We start from the raw sequence: 24,563 nt of genomic DNA, 5'->3' as shown, positions 1-24,563 counted from the left end.
CCATGCCCGGCGACCATCCCGTCCTGCCCCGCCCCAGCCTGCGCTTCGTTGCGGTCTGGCGGCGCAACCTGCTGGTCTGGCGCAAGCTGATCGTGCCGTCGATGCTCGGCAACTTCGGCGAGCCGATCCTGTACCTGCTGGCCTTTGGCTACGGCTTCGGCAGCCTGGTGGGCGATCTCGACGGCATGCGCTACATGGTGTTCATCGCCTCCGGCATCATCTGCTCCTCCGCGATGTTTACCGCGAGCTTCGAGGGCATGTATTCCGCCTACACCCGCATGGCGGAGCAGAACACCTGGCTGGGCATGCTGGCCACGCCCCTGACCCTGGACGACATCGTCTTCGCCGAGGCCGTCTGGGCGGCGACCAAGGGCCTGATCAGTGCCATTACCATCCTGGTCGTCGCCAGCCTGCTGGGGCTGGTCAGCGATGCCCGGGCGCTGCTCGCACTGCCGGTAATCTTCCTCGCCGCGTTCACCTTCGGCGCGCTGGCCCTGGTGATCACCGCGCTGGCGCGCAGCTATGACTTCTTCCTCTACTACTTCACCCTGGCGGTGACACCGATGCTGCTGCTCTCGGGCGTGTTCTTCCCGCTCACCGAGCTGCCCGGCTGGGTGCAGGGCCTCGCACTGGCCCTGCCGCTGGCGCATGTGCTGGAGATCGTGCGCCCGCTGATGACCGGCGCCTGGCCGGACGCCTGGCTCCCGCATCTGGCCGTGATCACCGCCTATGGCCTCGGTGCCATCGTGCTGGCCACCTGGCTGATCCGCCGCCGCCTGCTGCGCTGAGGCCGTCGCTCCGGCACCCGGTTGTGCCAGAATAACCGGCCTTCCAGTCTGCCCGAGCCCGTCATGACCGAACCCGCCCCCGGCGCCCCGATCGCCCCGTATGACGCGACGGCCGACACCCGCGAGTATCTGGCGACCGCCGCCGGGGGGCTGGCGCCGCTGGTCGCGCGCGAGTTGGAGGGCATCGGCGCAACCGACCTGCTCGAGGACCGCGCCGGCGTCCATTTCCGTGCGGACCTGACCACGCTGTACCGCTGCCTGCTCGGCAGCCGCGTGGCCAGCCGCATCCTGCTGCCGCTGGCGCGCTTCGACGAACCCGACGGCGATGCCTGCTACGTCGCCAGCCGGGCGCTGGACTGGCCCGCCCTGTTCGACCTCGACGCCACCTTTGCGGTGGATGTGACCGGCAAGAGTTCGCACATCGGGCATACCCATTTCGCCGGGGTGCGCGTAAAGGACGGCATCGCCGATGCCTTCCGCGACGCCACCGGGGAACGCCCCGACGTGGACGCCGCCGATCCGGACGTGCGCGTGCTGCTGCAACTGCAGGGCCGACAGGCCCAGATCAGCCTGGACCTCGGCAATGGTGGCCTGCACCGTCGCGGCTATCGCGGCAGCGGCGGCGAGGCCCCGCTGCGCGAAAACCTCGCCGCCGCGCTGCTGATGCGTGCCGGCTGGCCGGAACACCTGGAGACCCATCCCGACGCGCAGTTCCTCGACCCCTTCTGCGGCAGCGGCACCCTGGTGATCGAGGCCGCCCTGATGGCCACTCATACCGCCCCCGGCCTGCTGCGCGAGGGTTTTCGCCCCCACGGCTGGTCCGGCCACGATGCCGGGCTCTGGGACCGCTGCGTGGCCGAGGCGCGTGACGCGGTGCGCCCCTGGGAGGGCCCGCCGCTGCTGGGCAGCGACCGCGACCGGGGGGCGGTGGCCGCCGCCCGCAAGGCGGCCCAGGCCGCCGGCGTGCGCGACTGCACGCGCTTCGAGCAGGCCGATGCCCTGACCCTGGCGCCCCCGGCCGACCACGGCATGCTGGTCAGCAACCCGCCCTACGGCGAGCGCATCGGCAACACCCCGGAACTGATCAAGCTCTACAGCCTGCTGGGCGAGCGTCTACGCAGCACCTTTGGCGGCTGGCATATCGCCCTGCTGGTGGCGGACACGACCGACTCGCAGCGCCTGGGCCTGCGTGCCAGCCACAAGCACCGCTTCTACAACGGCACCCTCGCCTGCCACCTGCTCCAGTTCGAGATCCATCAGCGCGACGCGCCGGCGGCCGCACCGGCGCCGGACTTCGCCAACCGGCTGCAGAAGAACCTGCGCCACCTGACCCGCTGGGCGCGGCGTCAGGGCATCACCTGCTATCGCCTGTACGACTCGGATCTGGCGGAATACCCCCTGCAGATCGACCGCTACGAGGCGGAAGACGGCACCGTGCACCTGCACGTGCAGGAGTTCGCCGCCCCCGCCAGCGTCGAGCCCGCCCGGGCCGAGGCCCGCCTGCGCGGCGCGCTGGCCGCCACCCTGGAGGTCACCGGCGTCGAACCCGCGCACCTGCACTACAAGCAGCGCCGGGCACAAAAGGGACGCTCGCAGTACCAGCGCGCCGAAACCGCCGAGGCCGCACCCTTCACCGTGGTCGAACACGGCTGCCGCCTGCGGGTGGACCTGGACGCCTACCTGGACTCCGGGCTGTTCCTCGACCACCGCCCGATGCGGCTGCGGCTGCAGCAGGAATGCCGCGGCCTGCGCCTGCTGAACCTGTTCTGCTACACCGCCGCGGTCAGCGTGCATGCGGCGGTCGGCGGGGCACGCCAGACCGTGTCCGTGGACCTGTCCAACACCTACCTGGAATGGGCCGAGGCCAATTTCCGCGCCAACGGCCTGGAGGCCGAGATCCGCGATGGCCGCAGCCGCCGCCTGCCCGGCACCCACGCCCTGCTGCGCGAGGACGTGGTTCGCTGGCTGGAAGGGGCCGCGGAGACCCCGGGCATGGTCTTCGAGCGGATCTTCCTCGACCCGCCAACCTTCTCCAACTCCAAGCGCACCGAGGACGACTTCGAGGTGCAGCGCGACCATGTCCAGTTGATCCTGGCCGCGGCGCGCTTGCTCACCCCGGACGGCGTGCTCTACTTCTCCACCAATCGCCGCCGCTTCGAGCTGGACCACGCCGCGCTGACCGGTCTCGATGCCCGCGACATCACCCGCGAGACCCTCGACGAAGACTTCCGCCGCCCGCCACCCCCCCACCGCTGCTGGGCCCTCACACCCACCCACGGCGGATAGCGGTTTCAACGGCGCGGGTCGGCCAACCCGCAAACCAAAAAAAACGCCCCGGACCAGCCGGGGCGTTTCGTCATCACCGTGCAGCGATCAGCGCGGTGGGTAGTAGGTCTCCAGGTAGTCCAGGATCTCTTCCTCCATTTCTGGTGGAAACTCCCAGAGCCCCTGGCTGTCCTGCATCCAGCGAATCTGTTCCAGCCAGACCTTGCGCGTGTAACCTCGCCCCGTAAACAAACGGGCGGAATGGCACACGGTGCAATTGTTCTTGACCGTCTCGAAACCCGGCGCTTTGATCAGGCTGGTTTCCGGATCGGTCTCGTATTCCTCGGCGGCCTCGACGTGGTCGCCCGCAGTCGCGGGCGCCACCCAGAGGAGGCCGAGGATGGCCGGCAGCAGCAGGACCCTCTTCGACTTCATTACAGCTCCTTAGGCTTCTACGTGGACATCGATGTGGTGGGCCTTGTTGTTGCCGTAACCACGCGGGTTCCAGCCCGGCAGCACCATCGGCTGGCGCTCGCCCTTGCTGTTGGTCGCCACCGCCCAGACCTGGTAGAAACCGGTGGTCGGGAACTCGATGTTGGCCTCCCAGAGCTGCCAGGCAAACTTGTTGACCGGCCGCTGGAGATCGGCCTTCTGCCAAGTCTGGCCATGGTCGATGGACACGTGCAGCTCCTCGACATCACCCCAGCCGTCCCAGGCCTTGCCCTCGACCTTCAGACCGTCGCCCTGCGACACACGGACCCCGGTCTGCGGCGAGGTGATGAGCGATTTCACCGGCATCTCCTCGAGGACCACCATATCCTCTTCCGGCACGTCGGCTCCGGCTTCGACCGGATAGGCCGGGACGCGGTAGCTCTGGCCCGTCATCTTGGCCCCGTCGTGCTCGCGGTCACGGATCAGGATGCCCTGCAGCCACTTGCCGCTCGCGGAGCCCGGGAATCCCGGGGTGATCAGGCGCAGCGGATAGCCGTGCTGCTCGGGGATATCCTCGCCGTTCATCGCCCAGACAATCAGGGTCTCGTCTTCCACCGCCTTGCGCATCGGGCAACCGCGGGAGATCGCATCCAGGTCGTCGCGGCCGCTCAGGTGGGCATCACCCGCCTTGTAGCCGATGTAGACGGCCTTGTCCTTGTCGTAACCGACATCTTCCAGTACGTCACGCAGGCGCACGCCGGTCCAGGTCGGGCAGCCGATCGCGCCGAGGTCCCACTGGTTGCCACGCGGGGACGGCTCGAACGCGGCACGACCGTTGCCGCCGCACTCGATCCAGATCTGCATTTCGACGTTTTCGAACTTGTTCTTCAGATCGTCGATCGAGTAGGTCACCTCGCGGTTGGCCGCCTCGCCGCTCACGGTCAGCGTCCACTGCGAGGGATCAATGCCATCCTTCGCCGGCGGAACGCCGTTGTTGCGGATGAACATATTGGGGAACGGGGTCACCTCGTCGTGCAGCAGGTGCGGCGGCAGTTCGCCGTTGATCGGGCGGTCATTGAGATAGATGAAGCCATCCACCTTGCCCGGAACGCTGAAGCCCTCGATGCCGGCGGCCACGGCGCTGGACAGCGTGCTGCGGTTGAACATGGTCTGCATGGCGGTTTCCGCGCCCATGCCGAACACGGCGAGGGCGGCGCCGCCCTTGCCCAGTTTGCCCAGGAAACTCCGGCGGGCGGCACCCGTATCGGTCAGCTCCCCGGTTTCCTTGAGCTCTTCTTCGGACTTGTCGTTCATCTCGGAACGATCGTTCTTTTGGTCAGTCATTGGCCAGCCTCCGGGTTGTTCTTCGGAACAAAATTGCATGTGCTGTCCCTCTCTCCCTGGGACAGCTGAATATGGTTTTAGTACATCCCCTAAAAGCCTGCAATAAAAGTTCGGTATTTTTTTACACAATCCAGAATACCGCTTCTAACGCCTGTATTCGGACCGGGTAATACGGTGTAGAATGCCGCCATCAAAAGAACCCCCAACCGGCTGACATTAAAGGGTTATCGAAATCCTTTAATATTAGAGGACGCTACATAATGAAAACCGATATTCATCGTTTCGCATATGCCGCCGTTGTTATATTCTCGACCGCCCTGGGTGGGGCGCTAATGACAGCAGGAACGGCCAGCGCGGAATCGGCCGCTTCCATCGAGATTCACGAGGTTGAACGTGGCGAGGGTCCAGAGATCGTTCGCCACGACACGGCGATCCTCCATTACACCGGCCGTCTGGAGGAGGATGGCACCGTGTTCGACTCGAGCCGCGAATCCGGCGCCCCGTTCGCGCTGACCATCGGCACGGGCCAGGTCATCCCCGGCTTCGAGCAGGGCGTGATGGGCATGCGCGAGGGCGGCAAGCGGGAGATCGTCATTCCGCCCGAACTGGGCTATGGCGAGCGTGGGGCCGGCAACATCATCCCGTCCAACGCGACCCTGCGCTTCGAGGTGGAGATCCTCGACGTCGAACGCGCGCCGTTCAGTGGCCTGGACAACGAGGGCCTGGCCGAGAAGATTGCCGAGGGCGCGACCATCGTGGATATCCGCCGCCCGGACGAGTGGGCCGAGACCGGCGTGATCGAGGGCAGCCATCGAATCACCGCCTTCGACGAGAACGGCGAGCTCCATCCGGATTTCGGCCGGCAGTTCACGGAACTGGTCAAGCCCGATGAGGAAGTCGTGCTGATCTGCCGGGTCGGCAACCGCACCGGCGCCCTCGCCCGCGCCCTGGCGGACGGCCTCGGCTACGAGAACATCTACAACGTGACCGACGGCATCATGGAATGGCTGGCGGACGACCGCCTGGTGCAGCATGACTGCCCGGAGACGGCCGAAACGGCCCAGTGCTGAACTCAGCTTGACCGCGTAGGGGGTGCCGGCTCCGGGCCGGCGACGTCGAGCTCCAGCCGCTGGTTCGTGCCCGGACCGGCGTCTTCGTCGGTCTCCGGCGGCGTCAGGCTCAGCCCGGCATCCGAGGCCACGTCCGCCAGGTCGCGGATCTGGTCCAGCGGCGGCAGGTCCTCCAGGCGCTTGAGGCCCAGGTCGTCGAGAAAACCGCGGGTGGTCGCGTACAGCGCGGGTCGGCCCGGCACCTCCTTGTGCCCCACCACACGCACCCATTCCCGCTCCTGCAGCGTGCGCATGATCCCCGAGCTGACGGCGACGCCGCGCACCGCCTCGATCTCGGCACGCGTAACCGGCTGGCGGTAGGCAATGATGGCGAGGGTCTCCAGCAGCGCCCGCGACAGGCGCGCCGGGCGTTCCGGCTGCGCGGCCTGCACCGTCGCGGAGAAGCGCGAGCGTACGCGGAAGCGGTAGCCACCCGCGGAGCGCACCAGCTCGATGGCACGATCCTGGTAGCGTTCCTGCAACCGGCCCAGTGCCTGCTCGAGCAACGCCTGGTCGACCTCACCCATGTCCTCGCAGGCCGCCTTCAGGTCACGGGGTTCCACCGGTTCGGCCGCCGCGAACAGTACCGCCTCGACCGCCAGCTCGACGGCCCGTACCTGGTCGTCATCCGTGGCCGCGGAGGGTGCCTGGACCCCGGAACCCGTCGATTCGCTCACGCCGATTCTCCCCCTTCGTCGTCCACAGGTGTCCCGCGCCGGCGCAGCCGGATCGGGCTGTAGGGTTCGCTCTGCCCCCACTCGATCAGGCCCGCCTTGGTCAACTCCAGCACCGCGAGGAACGATACCACCACCCCCTGGCGCCCCTCGGCCGCCAGCAGCAGGGCCACGAAGTCGGTGAAGCGCTCCGGGTGCAGGCTGTCGAGGATGCTGGACATGCGCTCGCGCACCGACAACTGCTCGGTGGAGACATGGTGGTGCGCCATCAGGCTGGCGCGGTGCATCACCGCGGCCAGGGCCTCCATCAGCTCGTCCATCGTCGGCCCCGGGGGCGGCGGCCCCTCAAGGGCCTCGACGCTGGCACCGGCGGCGAACACGTCGCGATCCATGCGCGGCAGGGCGTCCAGGCGCTCGGCCGCGGTCTTGAACTGCTCGTACTCCTGTAACTGGCGGATCAGGGCCATGCGCGGGTCGGCGTCCTCGTCCGTCTCGGCCTCCTTCGGCCGCGGCAGCAGCATGCGCGACTTGATCTCGGCCAGCAGCGCGGCCATCACCAGGTACTCGCCAGCCAACTCCAGGCGAAGGGCCCGCATTACCTCGATGTAGGCCATGTACTGGCGGGTGATCTCGGCGATGGGGATCGCCAGGATGTCGAGGTTCTGCCGCCGGATCAGGTACAGCAGCAGGTCCAGGGGCCCCTCGAAGGAGTCGAGGAAGACCTCCAGGGCATCGGGCGGGATGTAGAGGTCGGCGGGCAGTTCGGCCACCGGCTCGCCATGCACGCGATAGAGCACCTCCCCGTCCGCGCCGGTCTCCGCGGTCGCGGGCGGGTCGGAGACGGCGTTCAGTTCATCGCGCGTGTCCATGACTCATCGCAGGTAGTCCAGTCCCATCGCCCGGCGCACTTCCTCCAGCGTCTCGCGGGCCTCCTCGCGGGCCGCCTCGGACCCCTCGACGATGATGGAGCGCACCAGCGCCGGATCCTCGGCGTATTCCTTCGCCCGCTGCTGGATCGGCTCCAGTTCCGCCTGCACCGCCTCGATCAGCGGACGCTTGCAGTCGAGGCAGCCGATGCCGGCCGTGGTGCATCCGGCGTAGAGTTCTTCGCGCTGGCTCTCGCTGGTGTAGACCTTGTGCAGGTCCCAGACCGGGCACTTGTCCGGATCGCCCGGATCGGTACGCCGCACCCGCGCCGGGTCCGTGGGCATGGTTCGGATCAGGCTCTCCACCTCGGCCGGCTCGGTGCGCAGGCTGATGGTGTTGCCGTAGCTCTTGGACATCTTGCGCCCGTCCAGCCCGGGCATCTTCGAGGCCGGCGTCAGGCGCGCCTGCGGCTCCGGCAGGATGATCTTGCCACCCCCCTCGAGGTAGCCGAACAGGCGTTCGCGATCGCCCAGGGAGATGTTCTGCTGCGACTCGAGCATAGCCCGGGCGACCTCCAGGGCCTCATCCTCGCCCTGCTCCTGGAAACGCTTGCGCAGGTCGCGATAACGCTTGGCGGCCTTCTTGCCCATCTTGTCGGCGGCCGCCTCGGCCTTCTCGGCGAAGCCCGGCTCGCGCCCATAGAGGTGGTTGAAGCGTCGCGCGATCTCGCGCGTGACCTCGAGATGCGACACCTGATCCTCGCCCACCGGGACGAGACCAGCGCGGTAGGCCAGCACGTCGGCGCTTTGCAGTACCGGATAGCCGAGGAAGCCGTAGGTCGCCAGGTCCTTCTCGCGCAGCTGCTCCTGCTGGTCCTTCCAGGTCGGCACGCGCTCCAGCCAGCCGAGCGGCGTGATCATCGACAGCAACAGGTGCAACTCCGCATGTTCCGGCACCCGTGACTGGACGAACAGCGTGGCCGAGCCTGGACTCACGCCCGCGGCCAGCCAGTCGATCACCATCTCCGTAACATAGTGCTGGAGATCGCCGGGATCATCGTAATGGGTGGTCAGCGCATGCCAGTCAGCGACGAAGAAGAAGCACTCGTAATTGTGCTGCAGCTCGATCCAGTTCTTCAGCACGCCGTGGTAATGGCCCAGATGCAGGCGCCCGGTGGGACGCATGCCGGAGAGGACACGCTGGTTGCTACCCTGATTACTGCTCACGGAATCAATCCCTTCCTTCGCAAATACGGGCGCAGCCACGCCCGGTCAGTCGTCTCAGAACATGCCGCCGGAGAAGGCGAACAGCATGGCCAGCAGCATCGCTGTGCGATCCACGTCGTTGACGCGCACCCGGCCATCCGCCATCGCCAGGGTGCCGTGCCAGTATCCGGCCTCGGCATCGCGACGGACCCAGCCATCCGCGGCCAGGGCATGCAGCTGCGCATCCAGGTCGATATCGGGATAGGCGGCGTCGAACTCGGCCACCCATTCCAGCCCGAGACGCAACTCGCTGTCCAGCCGCAGGGTCTCCAGCGGTCGGGTGGCGAAGGTCTGCTGCGTCCCGTGCAGGCCCAGCTCGGCATCCAGCGCGAACTGGCGCGGCGGCTCCTCGTTGAGCGAGGCCTTGAGCTCGATCGCCGGGCGGTGTTCGATCATCCCGCCCAGCGCATCGATCATCGCCGAACCGATCAGGGCGTTGCGCTGCTCGCCCTCGATGCCGCGCGCCTCCATCGACTCCAGTTCGCCAATCAGCCGCAACAGGCTGGGGCGGTCCCAGCGCAGGATGCCGGCCTGCAGGTCCAGGGCCGTCAGCGTCAGGGCATCCCCGGCGCCGTCATCCATGCGCGCGTGGTCGATCTGCAGGCGCACGCGCGAATCCATGCGGTCGTTGTTCGTTTGCTGGAAGGCATCCAGACGCGGGCGCTCGACCCGCAGTCGCGTGGCCTCGCCTTCGCGCAGTTCGACCACGGAGGCCGCCAGGCCACCCTCGTAGTCCGGCAAGCGTCCGAAGACCCCGTCGGCGTCGGCCTCGAAGACGGTGGCATAGCGGGCATCACGCGCGTCCCAGGTGAATTCGTCGTCGGACAGCCGCAGCTCGGGCAGGTCCAGGCTGACCAGGATCTGCTCGGCCGACCAGGCGAAACGCCCCTGGCCCGCGGCCAGATCGAGCCACACCGGGCCGTCCACCGCAGCGGCCTGTTCGGCCACTTCGGGCACACTCATCAGGTCCATGCGCAGGTCGTCGAACGCGACGCGCGTGGTCACGCCACCGCCGATCCCCGAGCGCGAATGCACCTGCAGATCCAGCGAGCGCAGCAGGTGCCCAATCAGCGAATCGGCCGGTGCCGCCAGGGTGTCCAGATCCACGAACGAGTCGCCACGCGCCCCCAGCAGGCCATGGCGAACCTCGTGCACCAGGGGGATCTCGAAACGGCCGTCGGCGTCCTCGAGGGTCAGCCGGCTGCGGCCACTGGCCCCCAGGTAGCCGCGCTCGTATTCGAGCATCTCGTGGCGCAGATGCACCTCGCCCAGCTGGGCCTCGTGCATCCCGGCGACGGTGCCTTCCACCTGCTTGCCGACCACCACCGGCCACACGGCGGCCACCGCCAGCACGACCACTGCCAGAACCACCCACTTACGCATTGCGCCTCCCTGCGGCTGTGCCGCGCCGTGCGCCCCGCCCGAGGCCGGGGCTATTCATCCAGAAATCCCACGTCGCCCAGCCCGTGACGGATCACCTCGGGCACATCGCCGGTCAGGTCCAGCACACTGGTCGCCTCCAGGGTCCCGGCACCGCCGTCGATCACCAGATCCACGACCTTGCCCAGGCGATCCTCGATCTCCCAGGGGTCGCTCAGCGGGTTCTCGTCCCCCGGGAGCTGCAACGTTGCGGACATCAGGGGCGAGCCGAGCTCTTCCAGCAGGGCCGACACAATCGGGCTCGCCGGCACTCGCAGGCCGATGGTGCGGCGCTTCGGGTGCTGCAGGCGCCGCGGGACCTCGCGGGTCGCCGGCAGGATAAAGGTATAGGCGCCCGGCGTGAGGGCCTTCATCAGGCGAAAGGCAGTGTTGTCCACCTTCGCGTAGACCCCCAGCTCGGAGAGATCGCGACACAGCAGGGTCAGATGATGGGTCTCGTCCACCTGGCGGATGCGGCGAATCCGATCCGCCCCGGTCTTGTCCCCGGGCAGACAGGCCAGCGCGTAGCAGGCATCCGTCGGCAGGGCGATCACGGCCCCTTCCTGGAGCCGTTCCAGGACCTGCCGGATCAGCCGGGGCTGGGGATTGTCGGGGTGGATCGAGATCATGGAACGAATCGACGCGGTGATCGGCTGCGCAGTGTAGCGCATCCACCGGCGCACCCATAAGAACACGCGGTGGATCGCCACCTGCGCCGCCCCCCCCGCGGGAAGCGGAAAACTGCGAACCTCTGAACGCGGGACGGGCCATTGATCGGTTAGCATGCCCCTCTACTCAAGGAGAACGCCGATGCTGTACATGATCCAGGGCCAGGACGCCCCCGACTCGCTGGATGCCCGCCTCGCCGCGCGGCCCGAACACGTCGCCCGGCTGCAAGCCCTGCGCGACGACGGCCGGTTGATCCTGGCCGGCCCGTTTCCCGCCATCGACAGCAACGACCCCGGTCCGGCCGGCTTCACCGGCAGCCTGATCGTGGCCGAATTCCCGTCGCTGGAGGCCGCGCGCGAATGGGCCGATGCCGATCCCTACGTGGCGGCCGGCGTGTATACCGCGGTCGACGTGCGTCCGTTCAAGCAGGTGTTCTGATGCGACTTCCTCCACTGACCACCCCTCTCGCCGCCCCCGCCGTTGTTCTCGCCCTCGCCCTCGCCGGCCTGCTGGCCGCCTGCGACGCGCAGGAGGCGTCCGCACCGGACGCCGAAACGGACGCGATCGCCACGGATACCGGGGACGTCGATACCGTCGCCGTCGTCAATGGCGAGCCGATCACCCGTGCGGACCTGTTCACCTACTCCGGCATGGACGACGACCCGGGCCTGGCCGAGGGGGATGGCACGCTGGAAGAGCTGATCAGCCTGGAGCTGCTGCGCCAGGAGGCGGTCAACCGCGGCCTGGATACCGATGCCGAAACCCGACGCATCCTGCGCATGGTGGAGACCAACCTGCTGGCCTCGCAATTGATGGAACGCATCACCGCGGAGCTGGAGATCACCCGGGAGGATCTGGAGGCGGAGTACGAACGCCAGGTCGAACAAATGCGCGGCACCGAGTACCGCGCCCGTCACATCCTGGTCCAGCAGGCAGACGAGGCTCGCGAACTGATCGCGGAACTGGAGGACGGCGCGGACTTTGCATCGCTCGCCGAGACCCACTCCACCGACCCCGGCTCCGGCGCCCGAGGCGGCGAACTGGGCTGGTTCAGCCCGGAACAGATGGTCCCCGCGTTCAGCGATGCCACCGTGGCCCTGGAGCCGGGTGAAACCACCGCGGAGCCGGTCGAAAGCCGGTTCGGCTGGCACATCATTCGCCTGGAGGAGACCCGCGATATCGAGGTGCCGGAACTGAATGCCGTGCGCGCCGAACTGATCGAGATCCTCGAGAGCCGCGCCATCCAGGAATTCCTGGAGACGCTGCGCGCGGATGCCGACATCCAGATCCCGACCCGGCCCGCCAATCAGTAGTCGGGCAAGACCCGGAAGCCCCGGGGCTCAGTGCCCGTGGTGTCCGCCTTCGGAGTCCATGCCGGGGGCGTCACCCTCCATCATGTGGCCACCCGAATGACCGCCACGGGTCCCCTCGCCACGCTGCACCCGGGCGTGGATCTCCATGGTCCCGCCATCGTCGAATTCCAGGATCACCGGGATCCAGTCACCGGCCGTCAGCGGCTCGTGCAAGCCGATGAACATCAGGTGCAGGCCGCCCGGCTCCAGCACCAGGGTCTCGCCCGCCGGGAGGTCCAGTCCCTCGACCTGGCGCATGCGCATCACCCCGTCCACGTGGGCATGCTCGTGGAGTTCCACCACCTCGGAGATCGGCGCCTGCGCCGCCACGATCCGGTAGTCCTGCTCGCCATCGTTGCGCAGCACGAAGTAGCCGCCCGTCATGTCGCCCGGCATCAGGCGGACCCACGGCGTGGACTCCATCTCCAGCCCCTCGCGGCAATCGCAGAGCCGCGGCTCGTCGGCCACCGCCGGGGCCGCGAGACCTCCGGCCAGCAGACCGGAAACCAGAAGACCGCCCAGAAAGCGCGTGGATCGCGTCATCACCTTTATCCTCATTTAAGCAAAACGTAATATTGGCACAATAGAGACCCACCGCAACCACCGCGGTTCCCTTACAAATCCCAGTGGTAAGATAACGCCCGCGGCGGGAACCTCCGCCCCGCACGCGCCTCCAAGCGTCGGGTCATGTCCGCCCCGCAACACTACCGAACCACAATCGAGACGCCCATGCCGCGCGCCCTTCGCCGAGCCATTCTTCCTGTCCTGATCCTCGCCGTCGCGGTGGTCGGCTTCATGGTCCTGCGCGCGACCGGCCCCGAGGCCCCACCGCCGGAGGCCAGCGAACGCACCTGGCCGGTCCAGGGCCTGACCGCCGAACCCGGGACGCACCGCCCGGGAGTCATCCTTAACGGCCGCAGCCGCTCGGCTCAGGATGCGCTGCTGCGCGCCGCGGTGGAGGGCGAGATCGAGACGGTTCCGGCGCGCGCCGGCCAGCGCGTGGCGGCCGGCGACCCGCTCGTCCGCATCGACCCGCGCGAGGCGCAGCTGCTGCTGGACCAGCGCGAGGCGGAGCGGCGCGAACTGGAGGGCGCGGTCGAGAGTGAAGAGCTGCGTGCCCGCTTCGACCGCGAGGCCCTGCAGCGCGAACGCGAACTACTGGCGATCGCCGAGCGCGGCCTGCAGCGCGCCCGCGACCTGCGCGCGCGCAATCTTGGCTCCGAATCCGATGTCGACGCCGCCCGCGAGCGGCTGCAGCAGGTCAGCATCACCGTGGACAGCCGCGAGCAGGCCGTGGCCGACGCCCCGATGCGCAAGGCCCAGGCCGAGGCCCGCCTGGCCCGCGCCCGCGCCGCCGAGTCCCAGGCGGAGATCGACCTGGAACGAACGACCATCCGCGCGCCCTTCGCAGCGCGCATCGTGGAGGTCGAGGTGGCCGCGGGCGAGCGCGCCCGGCCCGGGGACCCGTTGCTGCGGCTTTTCGCGGTCGATGAACTGGAGATCCGCGCCAGCCTTCCGGAACACCTGGTCGCCCGGGTCGAGGCCCTGCTGCAGGCGGGCACGAGCCTCCCCGCACGTGCCATGGTCGGTGGCCACGAAATCGAAACGGAGCTGGCACGCCTGGAGGGCGAGACCCGCACCGGCGACGCCGGGATGCGCGGGGTGTTCGAGGTGCGCTCCGGCGGTGAGCAGCTGCCCTTGAACCGCTTTGTCGAACTGCGCCTCGAACTGCCGGAGGAACCCGACAGCCTGGCGGTGCCGTTCGAGTCGCTGTTTGGGCGTGACCGCGTGTTCCGGGTGGTCGACGGGCGCCTGGAGTCGCTCCAGGTCGAGCGCCTGGGCGATTTCATCGACTCGGACGGCAACACCCTCGCGCTGATCCGCAGTGACGCCATCGATGCCGGCGACACCCTGATCGCCACGCGCCTGCCGAATGCCGTCGACGGCCTGCGGGTCGAGGTGGAACAGCGGGATTCCGGTCGATGAGCGAAACGGAAACCGGCAGCGCGCCGGCATCCGGGCAGCCGATGCCCGGTGGCGGCGCGCAGAATAACGACCGGCCGCCGCGCGGCCCGATCCAGATATTCCTGGAACACCGCCTGGCGGCCAACCTGCTGATCGCGCTGATGCTGCTGGCCGGGGCCTTTGCCCTGACCCAGCTGAACACCCAGTTCTTCCCCAACTTCGAGCTCGACTTCATCACCGTCGAGGTGCCCTGGACCGGCGCCAGCGCGGAGGATGTCGAACGCGCCATCGTCGATCCGCTGGAGCAGGACCTGCGCACCGTGGACGGGCTGCGCAACATGACCTCCACCTCGGCACTGGGCATCGGCGTGGTGACCATGGAGTTCGAGGCCGGGACCGACATGACCCTGGCGCTGGAACAGGTCAACGACCGCGTGAACCAGCAGCGCAACCTGCCGGAGGCCGCCGAGACCCCGGTCGTCACCCGCGTGATCCGCTACGAACCCGTGGCACGACTGCTGCTGACCGGCCCCGACGACCCGCAGCAGCTGCGCATCCTGGCGCGCCAGTTCGAACGCGAGCTGCTGGATGCCGGCATCGCCCGTATCCAGTTCACCGGCCTGACCGCGGACGAGATGGCCATCCAGGTACCCTCGGCAACGCTCTACCGCCTGGACATGACGCTATCCGACATCGGCGAACAGATCCGCGCGATGGCGCAGGACCTACCGGCCGGCTCGGTGGGCCGCGACGACACCGCGCGCCAGATCCGCAGTCTGGAACAGGCGCGCGATATCGTCAGCTTCGAGCGTATGGTCCTGCGCGGCGACGGCGAGCTGGGACGCCTGACCCTGGGCGACATCGCCACCCTCGACCTGCGTCACCGCGACGGCCAGGTGCGCGCCCGCGCCAACGGCCAGCGCGCCATCGAGATGCAGCTGCTGCGCTCGGAGACCGGCGACTCGCTGGAGGCCGCCCAGGTCCTGGAAGACTGGCTGGAGAGGACCCGTCCCGCCCTGCCCCCGGGTGTCGAGCTGCAGGTGACCGACGCCTTCTGGGAGCTGCTCTCCGAACGCATCACCCTGCTGCTCAAGAACGGTCTGGGCGGCCTGCTGCTGGTGCTGGGAATCCTGTTCCTGTTCCTCAACCGCCACATCGCCCTGCGCGTGGCGCTGGGCATCCCGATCGCGTTCACCGCCGCGTTCGTGGTGCTGTGGGTGGTCGGCGGATCCATCAACATGATCTCGCTGTTCGGCTTCATCATGTCGCTGGGGATCATCGTGGACAACGCGATCGTGGTCTCCGAGCACGCCTACAGCCTGCACCAGCGCGGGCTCTCGGCCAGCCGTGCCGCGCGCGACGGCGCCCGCCGCATGGTCGGCCCGGTGATCGCCGCCTCGCTGACCACGGTGGCGGCCTTCCTGCCGCTGATGCTGATCGGCGGGATCATCGGCAACATCCTGTTCGACATCCCGCTGGTGGTGATCTGCGTGATCGTCGCCACGCTCCTGATCGCCTTCCTGATCCTGCCCGCGCACCTGAAAGGCGTGATGCACCGGCTCAAGCCGCCGCGCGCCGGCAGCCTGCGCGAACGCTTCGACAACGGCTTCGAGACCTTCCGCAACGGCGCCTTCCGGCGGGCGGTCACGGTCTCGGTCAACCACTCCGGTACCACCCTGGCACTGGCGGTCGGCGCACTGATTCTCGCCATCGGTCTGGCCGCCAGCGGGCGCATCGGCTTCACCTTCTTCCCGTCGCCGGAGGGCACCATCGTCAACGCCGGGGTCAACTTCGTCGCCGGCACCCCGCCGGAGCGGGTGGAGGCCTTCTTGATCCACGTCGAGGAAGCCCTGGCGGAGACCGAACAGGAGCTCGGCGGCGACCTGGTGCGCGCCTCGGTGACTCGGCTTGGGCGCGGGATCGACCCCGGCGACGGCAACGCCCCGCGCGGCGACCAGTTCGGCAACATCCAGGTGGAGCTCGTCTCGCCCGAGCAGCGCGAGGTGCGCAACCGCGAATTCATCCAGGCCTGGGAGGAGCGCGTGCGCCAGGCCCCGGGCATCGAGAACTTCAGTATCGACGAGCGCCAGACCGGGCCGCCCGGGCGCGATCTGGAGGTGCGCCTGACCGGGGACGACCCGCACGTGCTGAAGAACGCCGCCCTCGAACTTGCGGATATCTTCGACGACTTCGCCGGCACCTTCGCCACCAACGACGACACCCCGTTCGGCCGCGAACAGCTGGTGTTCCAGGTCAAGCCGGAGGGCCGCGCCCTGGGCCTTACCACCGAATCGGTGGGCGCCCAGCTGCGCAACGCCTATGACGGCTACCTGGCCCAGCTCTACCAGGACGGGCTGGAGGAGGTGGAGGTGCGCGTGCGCCTGCCGGACCACGAACGCCATTCCAGCGAGAGCCTGGAGCGGCTGAACCTGCGCCTGCCCAGCGGCGAGTTCGCCCCGTTGGGCAGCGTGGTCGACCTGCGCTCGCGCCAGGGCTTCGAGACCCTGCGCCACGCCGACACCCGCCTGGCCATCCAGGTCTCCACCGAGGTCGACCGCAGCGTGAACAACGCCGCACGCATCCGCGCCGCGCTGGAGGGCGGCCCGCTGGACGACCTCGCGGCGCGCTACGGCATTGAGTACTCGTTCGAGGGGCGTGCGGCCGACCAGGCCGAGACCTTCGCCGACATGCGCACGGGCCTGATCCTGGCGCTGGGGCTGATGTACATCACCCTGGCCTGGGTGTTCGGCTCCTGGGGCTGGCCACTGATCGTGATGGCGATCATCCCGTTCGGCATCCTCGGCGCCCTGCTCGGACACTGGATCCTGAATGTGGAGCTAACCATCCTGTCGCTGTTCGGCCTGTTCGGCCTGACCGGCATCGTGGTCAACAACTCGATCATCCTGGTGAGCTTCTATCAGGGCCTGCGCGAGGCCGGGCTCGCCCTGCAGGAGGCCATTGTGGAGGCGGCCTGCCAGCGCCTGCGCGCGGTGATCCTGACCTCGGTGACCACCATCGCCGGCCTCACCCCGCTGCTGTTCGAACGCTCGGTCCAGGCCCAGTTCCTAATCCCGATGGCCATCTCCATCGTGTTCGGCCTGGCGGTTGCCACCGTGCTGGTGCTGTTCGTGATCCCCGCCCTGCTGCGCCTCTACGAAGGCCGCTTCGACCGCGGCGCCACCACCACCCACCACGCCACCGAATAGCGAGCCTCCGGCGCTGTATTTTCACCACGAAGCCCACGAAGACACGAAGTGGGGCAAGGGCGGTCTACAGGAAGGCGCGAAGATTGGAAGAGGGGCTGGGTTGATGCGTCGCGGGCAGTGCGGGCAGCGGGGTGTGCCGAGCCGCCCGCCAGGGCGCACATCCCGATCATCCTTCCTGTCTTCCCAACTTCCTGTTATCGCTCTTGACCTGGCCCTTCTTCGTGCCTTCGGGCGCTTCGTGGTGAATCAAACAGCCCAGCCCCGGCGGCATGGGATCGACCGGCGGGCTATACTGGATCTGCATGTTCGAAGGGAGTAAACCGTGACTGCATCCCTCGCGCTCGATCAGATGACGACAGCCGAAAAGCTCCGCGCCATGGAAGAGCTGTGGGAAGACTTGGCGCGTAATCCGGCGGATGTCCCGGTCCCCAATTGGCATCGCGACGTGCTGGAACAGCGCCAGGCGACCGCCGCCAGCGGTGAGGCCCGATTTCGCCCCTGGGACGACGCCAAGCGACGCCTGCGCAACGGGTAACGGCCTGCCTTGCGCTTGATCGAACTCCTCGACGCGGCGGAAGAGGACCTGGCCCGAGGTGCTGCGTTCTACGCCTCCCGGTCACCGGGGCTGGGCGAGTATTTCCTCGATGCCCTCTTTTCCGACATCGACTCCCTGCTCCTGTACGCCGGCGTGCACGAGCAGCATCATGGTTTCCATCGTCTGCTTTCCCGCCGCTTCCCCTTCGCGATCTACTATCGGGTCGATGACGAAATCATCCGCGTCTACGCCATCCTCGATTGCCGCCAGGCCCCCGGCCCTCTCGCCACGCGCCTGAGCAATCCAGACGAGTAGCCCGAGTTTTCACCACGAAGCGCACGAAGGCACGAAGAAGGGCCAGGGCGATTGCACCACAGAGGACACGGAGGGCACGGAGAAATGCGATGGCGGGCCACAGGGCCGAAAAGCTGGGGCGAGAAGGGCGGTGAGCGGTCCAGTCAGACCGTTCGCAGGACACTGACACGGTTCGCTTCGCTCAACGGCATCCCGCCAATTCGAAACCTTCTTTGATTTTCTCTGTGTACTCCGTGCCCTCTGTGGTCCAAGCGCCCTTCTTCGTGTGCTTCGTGGTGAATCAAACAGGCTCGGCTCGGCGGCGGTCGGCGAGGCGGATGGGGATGGACGCCAGCAGTCCGGCGAGGAACAGGAACATGCAGAACAGGATCGCGTTCTCGAGCCCCAGCCAGGCCTGAAGCAGCCCGATACCGAGCAGGCCGAAGATCGCCGCGGCCTTGGACGACAGGCCCCAGAAGCCGAACCAGCGCCCGGCCTCGCGCGCCGGGACCATCAGCGCCACCAGCGCCCGCCCGGCGGACTGGGCCGAACCCAGGCAGAGCCCCGCCAGGATGCCCACGCCAAGGAACACCATCTGCGGCTCCACTGGCTGCCCCAGCAGCACACTCAGCCACTGGGCAATGGTGGGCGTGGCGAAGATCGCCAGCACCGCCAGGGCCCACAGTCCCAGCGTGATGCGGTAAATGCGTACCGGCCCCGCCCGGTCCTGCAGGAACCCGAAGCCCACCGCGCCGATCACCGCGGTGATCTGGGTCACCACGAACATCATCACCCGCACCGGTTCGTCCCACTGGATCACCTGAGCGCCATAGATGAAGGTGAAGGCGATGATGATGTAGATCCCGGCCATCACGAAGAAGATGGAGACGAACAGCGCGCGCAGGTCGCGGCGCTCGCCGAGCGTGACCAGCGCGGCCTTCACCCGCTTCCAACCCAGCCCCAGCTGGATATGGCGTGCCAGGCGCCGCCGGGTCCCGCGCTCCTTGAGGAACAGGAAGGTCGGCAGTGCCGAGATCAGGAAGAACACGGCCGCGAACGGCCCGACCCAGCGGATACGCTCGAAATTGTCCGCGCTGACCTCGCCCAGCAGCCCCAGGGCAAAGGCGGTGGCCACCAGCCCCCCGATATAGCCCAGCCCCCAGCCCAGCCCCGAGATCCAGCCGAGCTTCTCCGGCGGGCCCAGGTCCGGCAGGAAACTGGCAATGAAGGACTCGCCGATGGCGTAGCCGAAGTTGGAGGCGATGATCAGCGCCATGCCGAAGAACACCAGCCCCGGCTCGACGAAATACAGCAAGGCCGTGGTGATGATCGTCAGCACCCACGAGGCGGCGAGGAACCGCTTGCGCGAGGCCGTGGCATCCATGACCGCCCCGGCGAACGGGGCCGCCACGATCACCATCGCGTAGCTGACCGCCAGGGCCACGCTCCACAGCAGGTTGCCCAGGCGGTAATCCGGGCCGTCGCCGACGATCACCCGCGTGAACAGATCGCCGAAGATCACGGTGATGATCAGCAGGGTGTAGGCCTGGTTGGCGAAGTCGAACATCGCCCAGCCAAAGATCTCGCGGCGCGGGGCGGGGGCGCTCTCGGGGTAACGCCGAGTCAGGGGCATGCAGGGTTTCCGGGGATGAAGAAGGCGCTCATGCTAACGCAGCTCAGGGCTAGCGGATCACCAGCGCGTCGCCATCGGTCTCGACCACAAAGTGTTCGAGGAAACTGCGGCCCAGGCGCGAGCGCGGCAGGTCGCGGTCCGAAAGCACGATCGCACTGACCCCCGAACGGTGCAGCCCGCCCACCTGAACCTCTCCGATGCGCACCCGCTGCCCATGCCGCGTGCCGCGCGCGTCACGAAAGCGCACCGACCGCCCCTGATCGGGGTCGATCCCGGCCCGTTCGGCATCGGTCGCCCGCAACAGAACGGAATCCACCTCCGGATCCACCACAACCGTCACCGCCACGCCATTCAGCCCTGCCGTCAACGCATGATCGCCCCGCGAGTCCCGGTGCACCCGGATCTCGGCATCCCCCTCACGGGGCGCGTCCGGGCGCGCCGGCGTCCGCCGCGGCTCCACCCGCAATTCGCGCTGCTCGCCGTCGATCTCCACCCAGGCCACCCCCGGCCGCGTGCGCAGGACCCGCACACCGCCCGGCCCGGTCTCGCCGGTGGCGACTACCGCCCGCTCGTCCCCCAGCGACAGCACCGCGCGGTCCCCGAACACCGCGTGCAGGCGCAACTCCTCCGCCGCCAGCGGGGCCGGCCAGCCCAGCACCAGCCACGCCGCCAGACTCATCGCGGCGGATGCAGACCACCACCTTTGAACAGACCATCGGAACATGCCGCCGTTATAGCGCATTCGCCTGAACGGAACCGGAACACCCCGCGCAGCACCAAACCGTACAGCGTGGAAGGCCGGGCCCCGCCGCCTGCTACCATCAGAACGTGCACACCGCCGTGGAGCCACCGTGTCCCCATCATCCCCGTCCGCCGAATCCAGCCCGACTCCAACCCGGCACATCGCCGTGCGCCATGCCTTCACCCTGACGCTGCTGGTGATCGGGCTGTGGCTGATGCACATGAACCTGCGGGTCCTGCCAGAGGCTGGCGTGGTGGCGCTGTGGATCGCCATGACCCTGCTGATGGCCCACGGCGGCTTCCGCCGCCACCGGATCCGGCGCGCGGCATTCCTGCGCGGCTACCTCGAACCCACCAGCCAGTGGCCCCGGCGGTTGCGCGGTGGTCCGCTGATGGCCCTGCGCCACCTGGTCATCGGCGCCCTGCTGGGCGGCCTGCTGCTGATCACGCTCGCGCGCATCCCGACACAGGAGGTCTGGGCCGCCCTGCTGGTCGCCGGTTTCGTGCTGGTGATCGGCGAGGCCCTGTCCGCCCGGCTGCTGCGCGGCCATGCCCACCCGCAGTTCGCGCCGGAGCTGGCCCGGCGCGGGGCCCTGCGCTTCACCGGCGTGCTGCTGGTCATCGCACTCCTGATACTGGCGCTGCAGGCCCGTTACCCCGACCTGACCGGGGCCACACTGGAGCAGGCGGTGTGGTTCCTGGTCCATCACGAGGCCGCGCGCAGCCACCTGCTGGAGGCCGGGTTGCAGCTGGCCGCGGCCCAGGATGCCCTGCGCCTGTGGCTGGGCCAGCAGTGGTTTCCGCAGGGCGTCGAATCCCTGCCGGCCCTGTTCGGCTGGCTACTGATACTCGCGGAGCAGGCCTTCCTGGCGGCCGGGTTCCTGCTGCTGGCCAACGGCCTGCTGCCTTTGCGGCCCGTAACCGACAGCCTGGGTGACCCGCGCAACGCGCCCGTCATCGAGTAGGCGGGCCCGGAGAAACCGACGAATGGCCACACCCTCGCCGGCCGCTCAAGCCACCACAACCGGAAAGGCCCGGGCCGGCCTCTGGCTGGCCATGACCCTGCTGGCGAGCCTCGCCCTGCTCTGGCTCGCCAGTCAGCACGAGCCACGCAACTGGGAAGCGGCCGGGCCGCTGACCCTGCAACTGGGTGAGCAGCGTTACCAGCTCGATCGCGAGCGCGTCACCGCGCTTGAGCGCTACACGCTGGAATGGCTGGAGGCCGGCGACACCGCGGCGCAGGAGCACTGGCAGGCCCGCGTGGACGCGGAACTGGAGGGCCGCTTCGCCGCCCTCCACGATCGCGTCCCCGAGGTTGCGGACTGGTACTACTCCCTCGGCGCGGAATACACCCGCCTGTGGCAGCGCGGCGCGCAGTGGCTGGGCGAGTCCGACCCGGATGCCGGCGCCCGCATGCTGCGCGAACGCCTGCTGCCCGAGGCATTGTGGGATACGCCCCTGCAGGCACTCGCGACCCGCATTGAATGGGGCCTGGACGAGCAACAGCGCCAAGTCCGCGACGCCTGGCGGCTGGAACTGGCCGACCACCTCGCGGACGCGCGCATCCCCAACCCCCCACCCCGCGCGGCGGTCGTATCGGCCGTCGAGATCGAACGCGGCCATGCCCTGCATGCGGCACTGGACATCGATCTCGAGCGCTTCGACCAACGCACGGGCCTGGCCGCGACGGCGGCCGCCGGCACCGGTCTGGCGACCCCGCTAATTGCCCGCGCCGTGCAGGCCCGCCTGGCCGCCCGTGCCACGCAGGCCGGACTGGCCCGAAGCCTGGGTCGCGCCGGCCGTGCGGGGGCCATCGGTGCGGGGATATGCGCCTGGAGTGGCCCGTTTACGCTGGGCTGCGGCATCGCCGCCGCAGGAGCGACCATCGTTGGCACTGACTGGCTGCTCCTGCGCCTCGACGAGACGCGCCACCGCGAGGATCTGGAACAGGCCCTGCACGAGGCCCTGGACGCGCTGGAGGCGGAGACGCGACAGGCGCTGAAGCAATCCATCGCCGAGCGCGTGGAGGCACGTCACGCGGCCAGTCGCGTCTCGGTCGAAAAGACCTTCCAACCCTGGCAGGCAAGCCTCGCGCCCTGACCTCCCCCAGCCGACCGCACCCTCCGAGATGCCGAACCATGCGGTCCTCCCGGCCACAGCAAAGCGCGGAACGAGGATCTCCACTGCGGGACCATGCGGCGAGGGGCTTTCTGGATGCGCAAGGAAAACCCCGTCATCGCGAGCGCCGCAGGCGCGTGGCGACCGCCGCGCGACACCCCGGCGCCGTCCAGCGGGGACATTACGGGATCTGCAGCTTCTCGGCAGTCGGGCGGTGCTGCGTTACACTCCGCGCACCGTTTCCTCGCGCCCGCGCAGATCAACATGAACACGATCCCTACCCGCCACAAGACCGTCCCCGTCCGCGTCGGCAACGTCACCGTCGGGGGCGACCATCCGGTGATGGTGCAGTCGATGACCAACACCGACACCGCCGATGCCCTGCGCACCGCCGTACAGGTGGCGGAGCTGGCACGCGCCGGCTCCGAGGTGGTGCGCATCACGGTCAACTCCGAGGACGCGGCGAAGGCCGTGCCGGAGATCCGCGAACGCCTGGAGGCCATGGGGCTGGACGTGCCACTGGTCGGGGACTTCCACTTCAACGGCCACAAGCTGCTGACGAAGTACCCGGAATGCGCCGAGGCCCTGGCCAAGCTCCGCATCAACCCGGGCAATGTCGGCCGCGGCTCAAAGCGCGACGCCCAGTACGCGGCGATGATCGAGACCGCGATCCGCTTCGACAAGCCGGTGCGCATCGGCGTGAACTGGGGGAGCCTGGACCAGGCCCTGCTCGCGCGGATGATGGACGAGAACAGCCAGCGCGCCGAACCGGCCTCGCCCGAGGCGGTGATGCAGGAGGCCCTGATCACCTCGGCGCTGGAGAGCGCGGCCGAGGCCGAGCGCATCGGCCTGCCGCATGACCGCATCATCCTGTCGGCCAAGGTCAGCGGGGTACAGCCGCTGATCTCGGTCTACCAGGACCTGGCCGCGCGCTGCGACTACCCGCTGCACCTGGGCCTGACCGAGGCCGGCATGGGCGCCAAGGGCATCGTCGCCTCCACCGCCGCGCTGTCCGTGCTGCTGCAGCAAGGCATCGGCGACACCATCCGCATCTCGCTGACCCCGGAACCCGGCGGCGACCGCACCCAGGAGGTGCTGGTCGCACAGGAGATCCTGCAGAGCATGGGGCTGCGCAGCTTCCTGCCGTCGGTGGTGGCCTGCCCCGGCTGCGGGCGCACCTCCAGCGAGTACTTCCAGCACCTGGCGCAGGACATCCAGACCTACATCCGCCACCAGATGCCGACCTGGAAGCAGCAGTATCCGGGCGTGGAGGAGATGACCGTCGCAGTGATGGGCTGCGTGGTCAATGGCCCCGGCGAGAGCAAGCACGCCAACATTGGCATCTCCCTGCCCGGCACGGGCGAGCAGCCGGTCGCCCCGGTCTACGAGGACGGCGAGAAGACCGTGACGCTCAAGGGCGAGCGCATCGCCGAGGAATTCCAGGCCCGCGTCGAGGCCTACATCGAACGCCGCTACGGCTAGAAAAATCGATACTCACCACGAAGCACACGAAGGCACGAAGGAGATCAAGGTCAAGAGCTGTTGCACCACAGAGGGCACAGAGAACACGGAGAAAGGTCGATAGGGGGTTGATCTGTTCTGGTCAAGTGAGAACGGACACCCCTCTAAGCAACGGCCTTTTCCCACTCCCGGGGGGTAAGTTGGCCCAGGGCCGTGTGGGGTCGGACGCTGTTGTACTGCATTTCGATGTACTCCACGACATCCAGTCGGGCGGCCTCGCGGGTACGGTAGGTCCGGGCGTCGGTCCACTCGCTTTTCAGCGCGCCGAAGAAGCGCTCCATCACCGCGTTGTCCCAGCAGTTGCCCTTGCGGCTCATGGAGGGCACGAAGCCCAACGCATCCAGCCGTTCCTGGTAGCGCGTGGCG

General features: G+C 68.3%; 23 protein-coding genes. 12 read left to right on the top strand and 11 right to left on the bottom strand.

Going from position 1 to position 24,563, the window contains the following annotated elements; genetic code table 11:
- Positions 1–2: 2 nt before the first annotated feature.
- Together F572_RS0105180 and rlmKL are read left to right on the top strand one after the other, a co-directional pair.
- Entirely contained in the window at positions 3–788 is a 786-nt protein-coding gene (locus tag F572_RS0105180; RefSeq protein ID WP_017941203.1) for an ABC transporter permease, read from the top strand.
- A 63-nt stretch (positions 789–851) separates the two neighbouring features.
- On the top strand, positions 852–3,074 hold the full coding sequence (gene rlmKL / locus F572_RS0105175) for a bifunctional 23S rRNA (guanine(2069)-N(7))-methyltransferase RlmK/23S rRNA (guanine(2445)-N(2))-methyltransferase RlmL (RefSeq protein ID WP_017941204.1): 2,223 nt from the start codon (positions 852–854) through the stop codon (positions 3,072–3,074).
- An 87-nt stretch (positions 3,075–3,161) separates the two neighbouring features.
- Here rlmKL and F572_RS0105170 read toward each other — a convergent pair whose 3' ends face one another.
- Both F572_RS0105170 and F572_RS0105165 read right to left on the bottom strand, forming a co-directional pair.
- A complete protein-coding gene (locus F572_RS0105170) occupies positions 3,162–3,488 on the bottom strand; it encodes a hypothetical protein (RefSeq protein WP_017941205.1) in 327 nt (108 codons plus the stop codon).
- Between the two features lie 9 nt (positions 3,489–3,497).
- The gene (locus tag F572_RS0105165) at positions 3,498–4,829 is read right to left on the bottom strand and encodes a sulfite oxidase (RefSeq protein ID WP_017941206.1); all 1,332 of its coding nucleotides are present in this window, start codon (positions 4,827–4,829) and stop codon (positions 3,498–3,500) included.
- A 332-nt stretch (positions 4,830–5,161) separates the two neighbouring features.
- On the opposite strand from F572_RS0105165, the gene F572_RS0105160 reads away from it, so the two are divergent.
- Entirely contained in the window at positions 5,162–5,899 is a 738-nt protein-coding gene (locus F572_RS0105160; protein ID WP_017941207.1) for an FKBP-type peptidyl-prolyl cis-trans isomerase, read from the top strand.
- A gap of 2 nt (positions 5,900–5,901) precedes the next feature.
- On the opposite strand, the gene scpB is transcribed toward F572_RS0105160, so the two are convergent.
- From scpB to F572_RS0105135, 5 genes are read right to left on the bottom strand one after another with little or no spacing between them, the layout of a single operon-like run.
- Positions 5,902–6,615 (bottom strand): SMC-Scp complex subunit ScpB, encoded by a 714-nt coding sequence (gene scpB / locus F572_RS0105155; RefSeq protein ID WP_017941208.1) that lies wholly within the window; start codon positions 6,613–6,615, stop codon positions 5,902–5,904.
- Positions 6,612–7,481 carry a ScpA family protein gene (locus F572_RS0105150; RefSeq protein ID WP_017941209.1) on the bottom strand — a complete coding sequence of 290 codons (870 nt, stop codon included), beginning with the start codon at positions 7,479–7,481 and terminating at the stop codon, positions 6,612–6,614. The genes scpB and F572_RS0105150 overlap by 4 nt, the downstream gene beginning before the upstream one ends.
- Before the next feature lie 3 nt (positions 7,482–7,484).
- Entirely contained in the window at positions 7,485–8,705 is a 1,221-nt protein-coding gene (locus F572_RS0105145; RefSeq protein WP_026142932.1) for a tryptophan--tRNA ligase, read from the bottom strand.
- A gap of 54 nt (positions 8,706–8,759) precedes the next feature.
- Complete coding sequence (locus F572_RS0105140; protein WP_017941211.1) at positions 8,760–10,127, bottom strand: DUF945 family protein; 1,368 nt, start codon at positions 10,125–10,127, stop codon at positions 8,760–8,762.
- 50 nt (positions 10,128–10,177) lie between these two features.
- Positions 10,178–10,792: an L-threonylcarbamoyladenylate synthase gene (locus F572_RS0105135; RefSeq protein WP_026142933.1), complete on the bottom strand. Its 615-nt coding sequence runs from the start codon at positions 10,790–10,792 to the stop codon at positions 10,178–10,180.
- Between the two features lie 181 nt (positions 10,793–10,973).
- Between F572_RS0105135 and F572_RS0105130 the strand changes: the two genes are divergently transcribed.
- Both F572_RS0105130 and F572_RS0105125 read left to right on the top strand, forming a co-directional pair.
- Positions 10,974–11,270, top strand: a complete 297-nt coding sequence (locus F572_RS0105130; protein ID WP_017941213.1) for a YciI family protein — start codon at positions 10,974–10,976, stop codon at positions 11,268–11,270.
- Positions 11,270–12,145, top strand: a complete 876-nt coding sequence (locus tag F572_RS0105125) for a peptidylprolyl isomerase (RefSeq protein WP_017941214.1) — start codon at positions 11,270–11,272, stop codon at positions 12,143–12,145. Before F572_RS0105130 ends, F572_RS0105125 begins: the two co-directional genes overlap by 1 nt.
- 27 nt (positions 12,146–12,172) lie before the next feature.
- Here F572_RS0105125 and F572_RS0105120 read toward each other — a convergent pair whose 3' ends face one another.
- Complete coding sequence (locus F572_RS0105120; RefSeq protein WP_017941215.1) at positions 12,173–12,727, bottom strand: copper chaperone PCu(A)C; 555 nt, start codon at positions 12,725–12,727, stop codon at positions 12,173–12,175.
- 186 nt (positions 12,728–12,913) lie between these two features.
- Here F572_RS0105120 and F572_RS0105115 point away from each other — a divergent pair, with 186 nt between their 5' ends.
- From F572_RS0105115 to F572_RS0105100, 4 genes are all read left to right on the top strand, one after another.
- Positions 12,914–14,170, top strand: a complete 1,257-nt coding sequence (locus F572_RS0105115; RefSeq protein WP_017941216.1) for an efflux RND transporter periplasmic adaptor subunit — start codon at positions 12,914–12,916, stop codon at positions 14,168–14,170.
- Positions 14,167–17,355 (top strand): efflux RND transporter permease subunit, encoded by a 3,189-nt coding sequence (locus F572_RS0105110; protein WP_017941217.1) that lies wholly within the window; start codon positions 14,167–14,169, stop codon positions 17,353–17,355. Before F572_RS0105115 ends, F572_RS0105110 begins: the two co-directional genes overlap by 4 nt.
- Positions 17,356–17,704: 349 nt before the next feature.
- Positions 17,705–17,890 (top strand): addiction module protein, encoded by a 186-nt coding sequence (locus tag F572_RS0105105; RefSeq protein WP_017941218.1) that lies wholly within the window; start codon positions 17,705–17,707, stop codon positions 17,888–17,890.
- A 9-nt stretch (positions 17,891–17,899) separates the two neighbouring features.
- A complete protein-coding gene (locus F572_RS0105100; protein ID WP_017941219.1) occupies positions 17,900–18,205 on the top strand; it encodes a type II toxin-antitoxin system RelE/ParE family toxin in 306 nt (101 codons plus the stop codon).
- 280 nt (positions 18,206–18,485) lie between these two features.
- Here F572_RS0105100 and F572_RS0105095 read toward each other — a convergent pair whose 3' ends face one another.
- Both F572_RS0105095 and F572_RS0105090 read right to left on the bottom strand, forming a co-directional pair.
- The gene (locus F572_RS0105095) at positions 18,486–19,817 is read right to left on the bottom strand and encodes an MFS transporter (protein WP_017941220.1); all 1,332 of its coding nucleotides are present in this window, start codon (positions 19,815–19,817) and stop codon (positions 18,486–18,488) included.
- Between the two features lie 49 nt (positions 19,818–19,866).
- Positions 19,867–20,496 (bottom strand): TIGR02281 family clan AA aspartic protease, encoded by a 630-nt coding sequence (locus tag F572_RS0105090; protein WP_017941221.1) that lies wholly within the window; start codon positions 20,494–20,496, stop codon positions 19,867–19,869.
- Between the two features lie 172 nt (positions 20,497–20,668).
- Between F572_RS0105090 and F572_RS0105085 the strand changes: the two genes are divergently transcribed.
- The 3 genes from F572_RS0105085 (at position 20,669) to ispG (ending at position 24,158) form a co-directional block, all read left to right on the top strand.
- Positions 20,669–21,523 (top strand): hypothetical protein, encoded by an 855-nt coding sequence (locus tag F572_RS0105085; RefSeq protein WP_026142935.1) that lies wholly within the window; start codon positions 20,669–20,671, stop codon positions 21,521–21,523.
- 22 nt (positions 21,524–21,545) lie between these two features.
- On the top strand, positions 21,546–22,658 hold the full coding sequence (locus F572_RS0105080) for a hypothetical protein (RefSeq protein ID WP_026142936.1): 1,113 nt from the start codon (positions 21,546–21,548) through the stop codon (positions 22,656–22,658).
- Between the two features lie 282 nt (positions 22,659–22,940).
- Positions 22,941–24,158, top strand: coding sequence for a flavodoxin-dependent (E)-4-hydroxy-3-methylbut-2-enyl-diphosphate synthase (gene ispG, locus F572_RS0105075; RefSeq protein WP_017941224.1), 1,218 nt, complete (start codon positions 22,941–22,943; stop codon positions 24,156–24,158).
- A gap of 143 nt (positions 24,159–24,301) precedes the next feature.
- On the opposite strand, the gene F572_RS0105070 is transcribed toward ispG, so the two are convergent.
- Positions 24,302–24,563 (bottom strand): integrase core domain-containing protein (locus tag F572_RS0105070; protein WP_018158412.1); only part of this gene is annotated, 262 nt, incomplete at its 5' end.

Origin of the sequence: Thioalkalivibrio sp. ALE14, from assembly GCF_000376845.1 — a bacterium.
Lineage (GTDB): Bacteria > Pseudomonadota > Gammaproteobacteria > Ectothiorhodospirales > Ectothiorhodospiraceae > Thioalkalivibrio.
This window is presented reverse-complemented; position numbering and strand designations above follow the sequence as displayed.

Excerpts from the sequence above, each read along its gene's own strand:
- F572_RS0105105 (WP_017941218.1), top strand. The coding sequence starts at position 17,705 with ATGACGACAGCCGAAAAGCTCCGCGCCATGGAAGAGCTGTGGGAAGAC.
- F572_RS0105140 (WP_017941211.1), bottom strand. The coding sequence starts at position 10,127 with ATGCGTAAGTGGGTGGTTCTGGCAGTGGTCGTGCTGGCGGTGGCCGCC.
- F572_RS0105170 (WP_017941205.1), bottom strand. The coding sequence starts at position 3,488 with ATGAAGTCGAAGAGGGTCCTGCTGCTGCCGGCCATCCTCGGCCTCCTC.
- F572_RS0105165 (WP_017941206.1), bottom strand. The coding sequence starts at position 4,829 with ATGACTGACCAAAAGAACGATCGTTCCGAGATGAACGACAAGTCCGAA.
- F572_RS0105080 (WP_026142936.1), top strand. The coding sequence starts at position 21,546 with ATGGCCACACCCTCGCCGGCCGCTCAAGCCACCACAACCGGAAAGGCC.
- F572_RS0105130 (WP_017941213.1), top strand. The coding sequence starts at position 10,974 with ATGCTGTACATGATCCAGGGCCAGGACGCCCCCGACTCGCTGGATGCC.
- F572_RS0105115 (WP_017941216.1), top strand. The coding sequence starts at position 12,914 with ATGCCGCGCGCCCTTCGCCGAGCCATTCTTCCTGTCCTGATCCTCGCC.
- F572_RS0105160 (WP_017941207.1), top strand. The coding sequence starts at position 5,162 with ATGACAGCAGGAACGGCCAGCGCGGAATCGGCCGCTTCCATCGAGATT.
- F572_RS0105110 (WP_017941217.1), top strand. The coding sequence starts at position 14,167 with ATGAGCGAAACGGAAACCGGCAGCGCGCCGGCATCCGGGCAGCCGATG.
- F572_RS0105090 (WP_017941221.1), bottom strand. The coding sequence starts at position 20,496 with ATGAGTCTGGCGGCGTGGCTGGTGCTGGGCTGGCCGGCCCCGCTGGCG.
- F572_RS0105135 (WP_026142933.1), bottom strand. The coding sequence starts at position 10,792 with ATGATCTCGATCCACCCCGACAATCCCCAGCCCCGGCTGATCCGGCAG.
- F572_RS0105180 (WP_017941203.1), top strand. The coding sequence starts at position 3 with ATGCCCGGCGACCATCCCGTCCTGCCCCGCCCCAGCCTGCGCTTCGTT.
- F572_RS0105120 (WP_017941215.1), bottom strand. The coding sequence starts at position 12,727 with ATGACGCGATCCACGCGCTTTCTGGGCGGTCTTCTGGTTTCCGGTCTG.
- ispG (WP_017941224.1), top strand. The coding sequence starts at position 22,941 with ATGAACACGATCCCTACCCGCCACAAGACCGTCCCCGTCCGCGTCGGC.
- F572_RS0105095 (WP_017941220.1), bottom strand. The coding sequence starts at position 19,817 with ATGCCCCTGACTCGGCGTTACCCCGAGAGCGCCCCCGCCCCGCGCCGC.
- rlmKL (WP_017941204.1), top strand. The coding sequence starts at position 852 with ATGACCGAACCCGCCCCCGGCGCCCCGATCGCCCCGTATGACGCGACG.
- F572_RS0105150 (WP_017941209.1), bottom strand. The coding sequence starts at position 7,481 with ATGGACACGCGCGATGAACTGAACGCCGTCTCCGACCCGCCCGCGACC.
- F572_RS0105125 (WP_017941214.1), top strand. The coding sequence starts at position 11,270 with ATGCGACTTCCTCCACTGACCACCCCTCTCGCCGCCCCCGCCGTTGTT.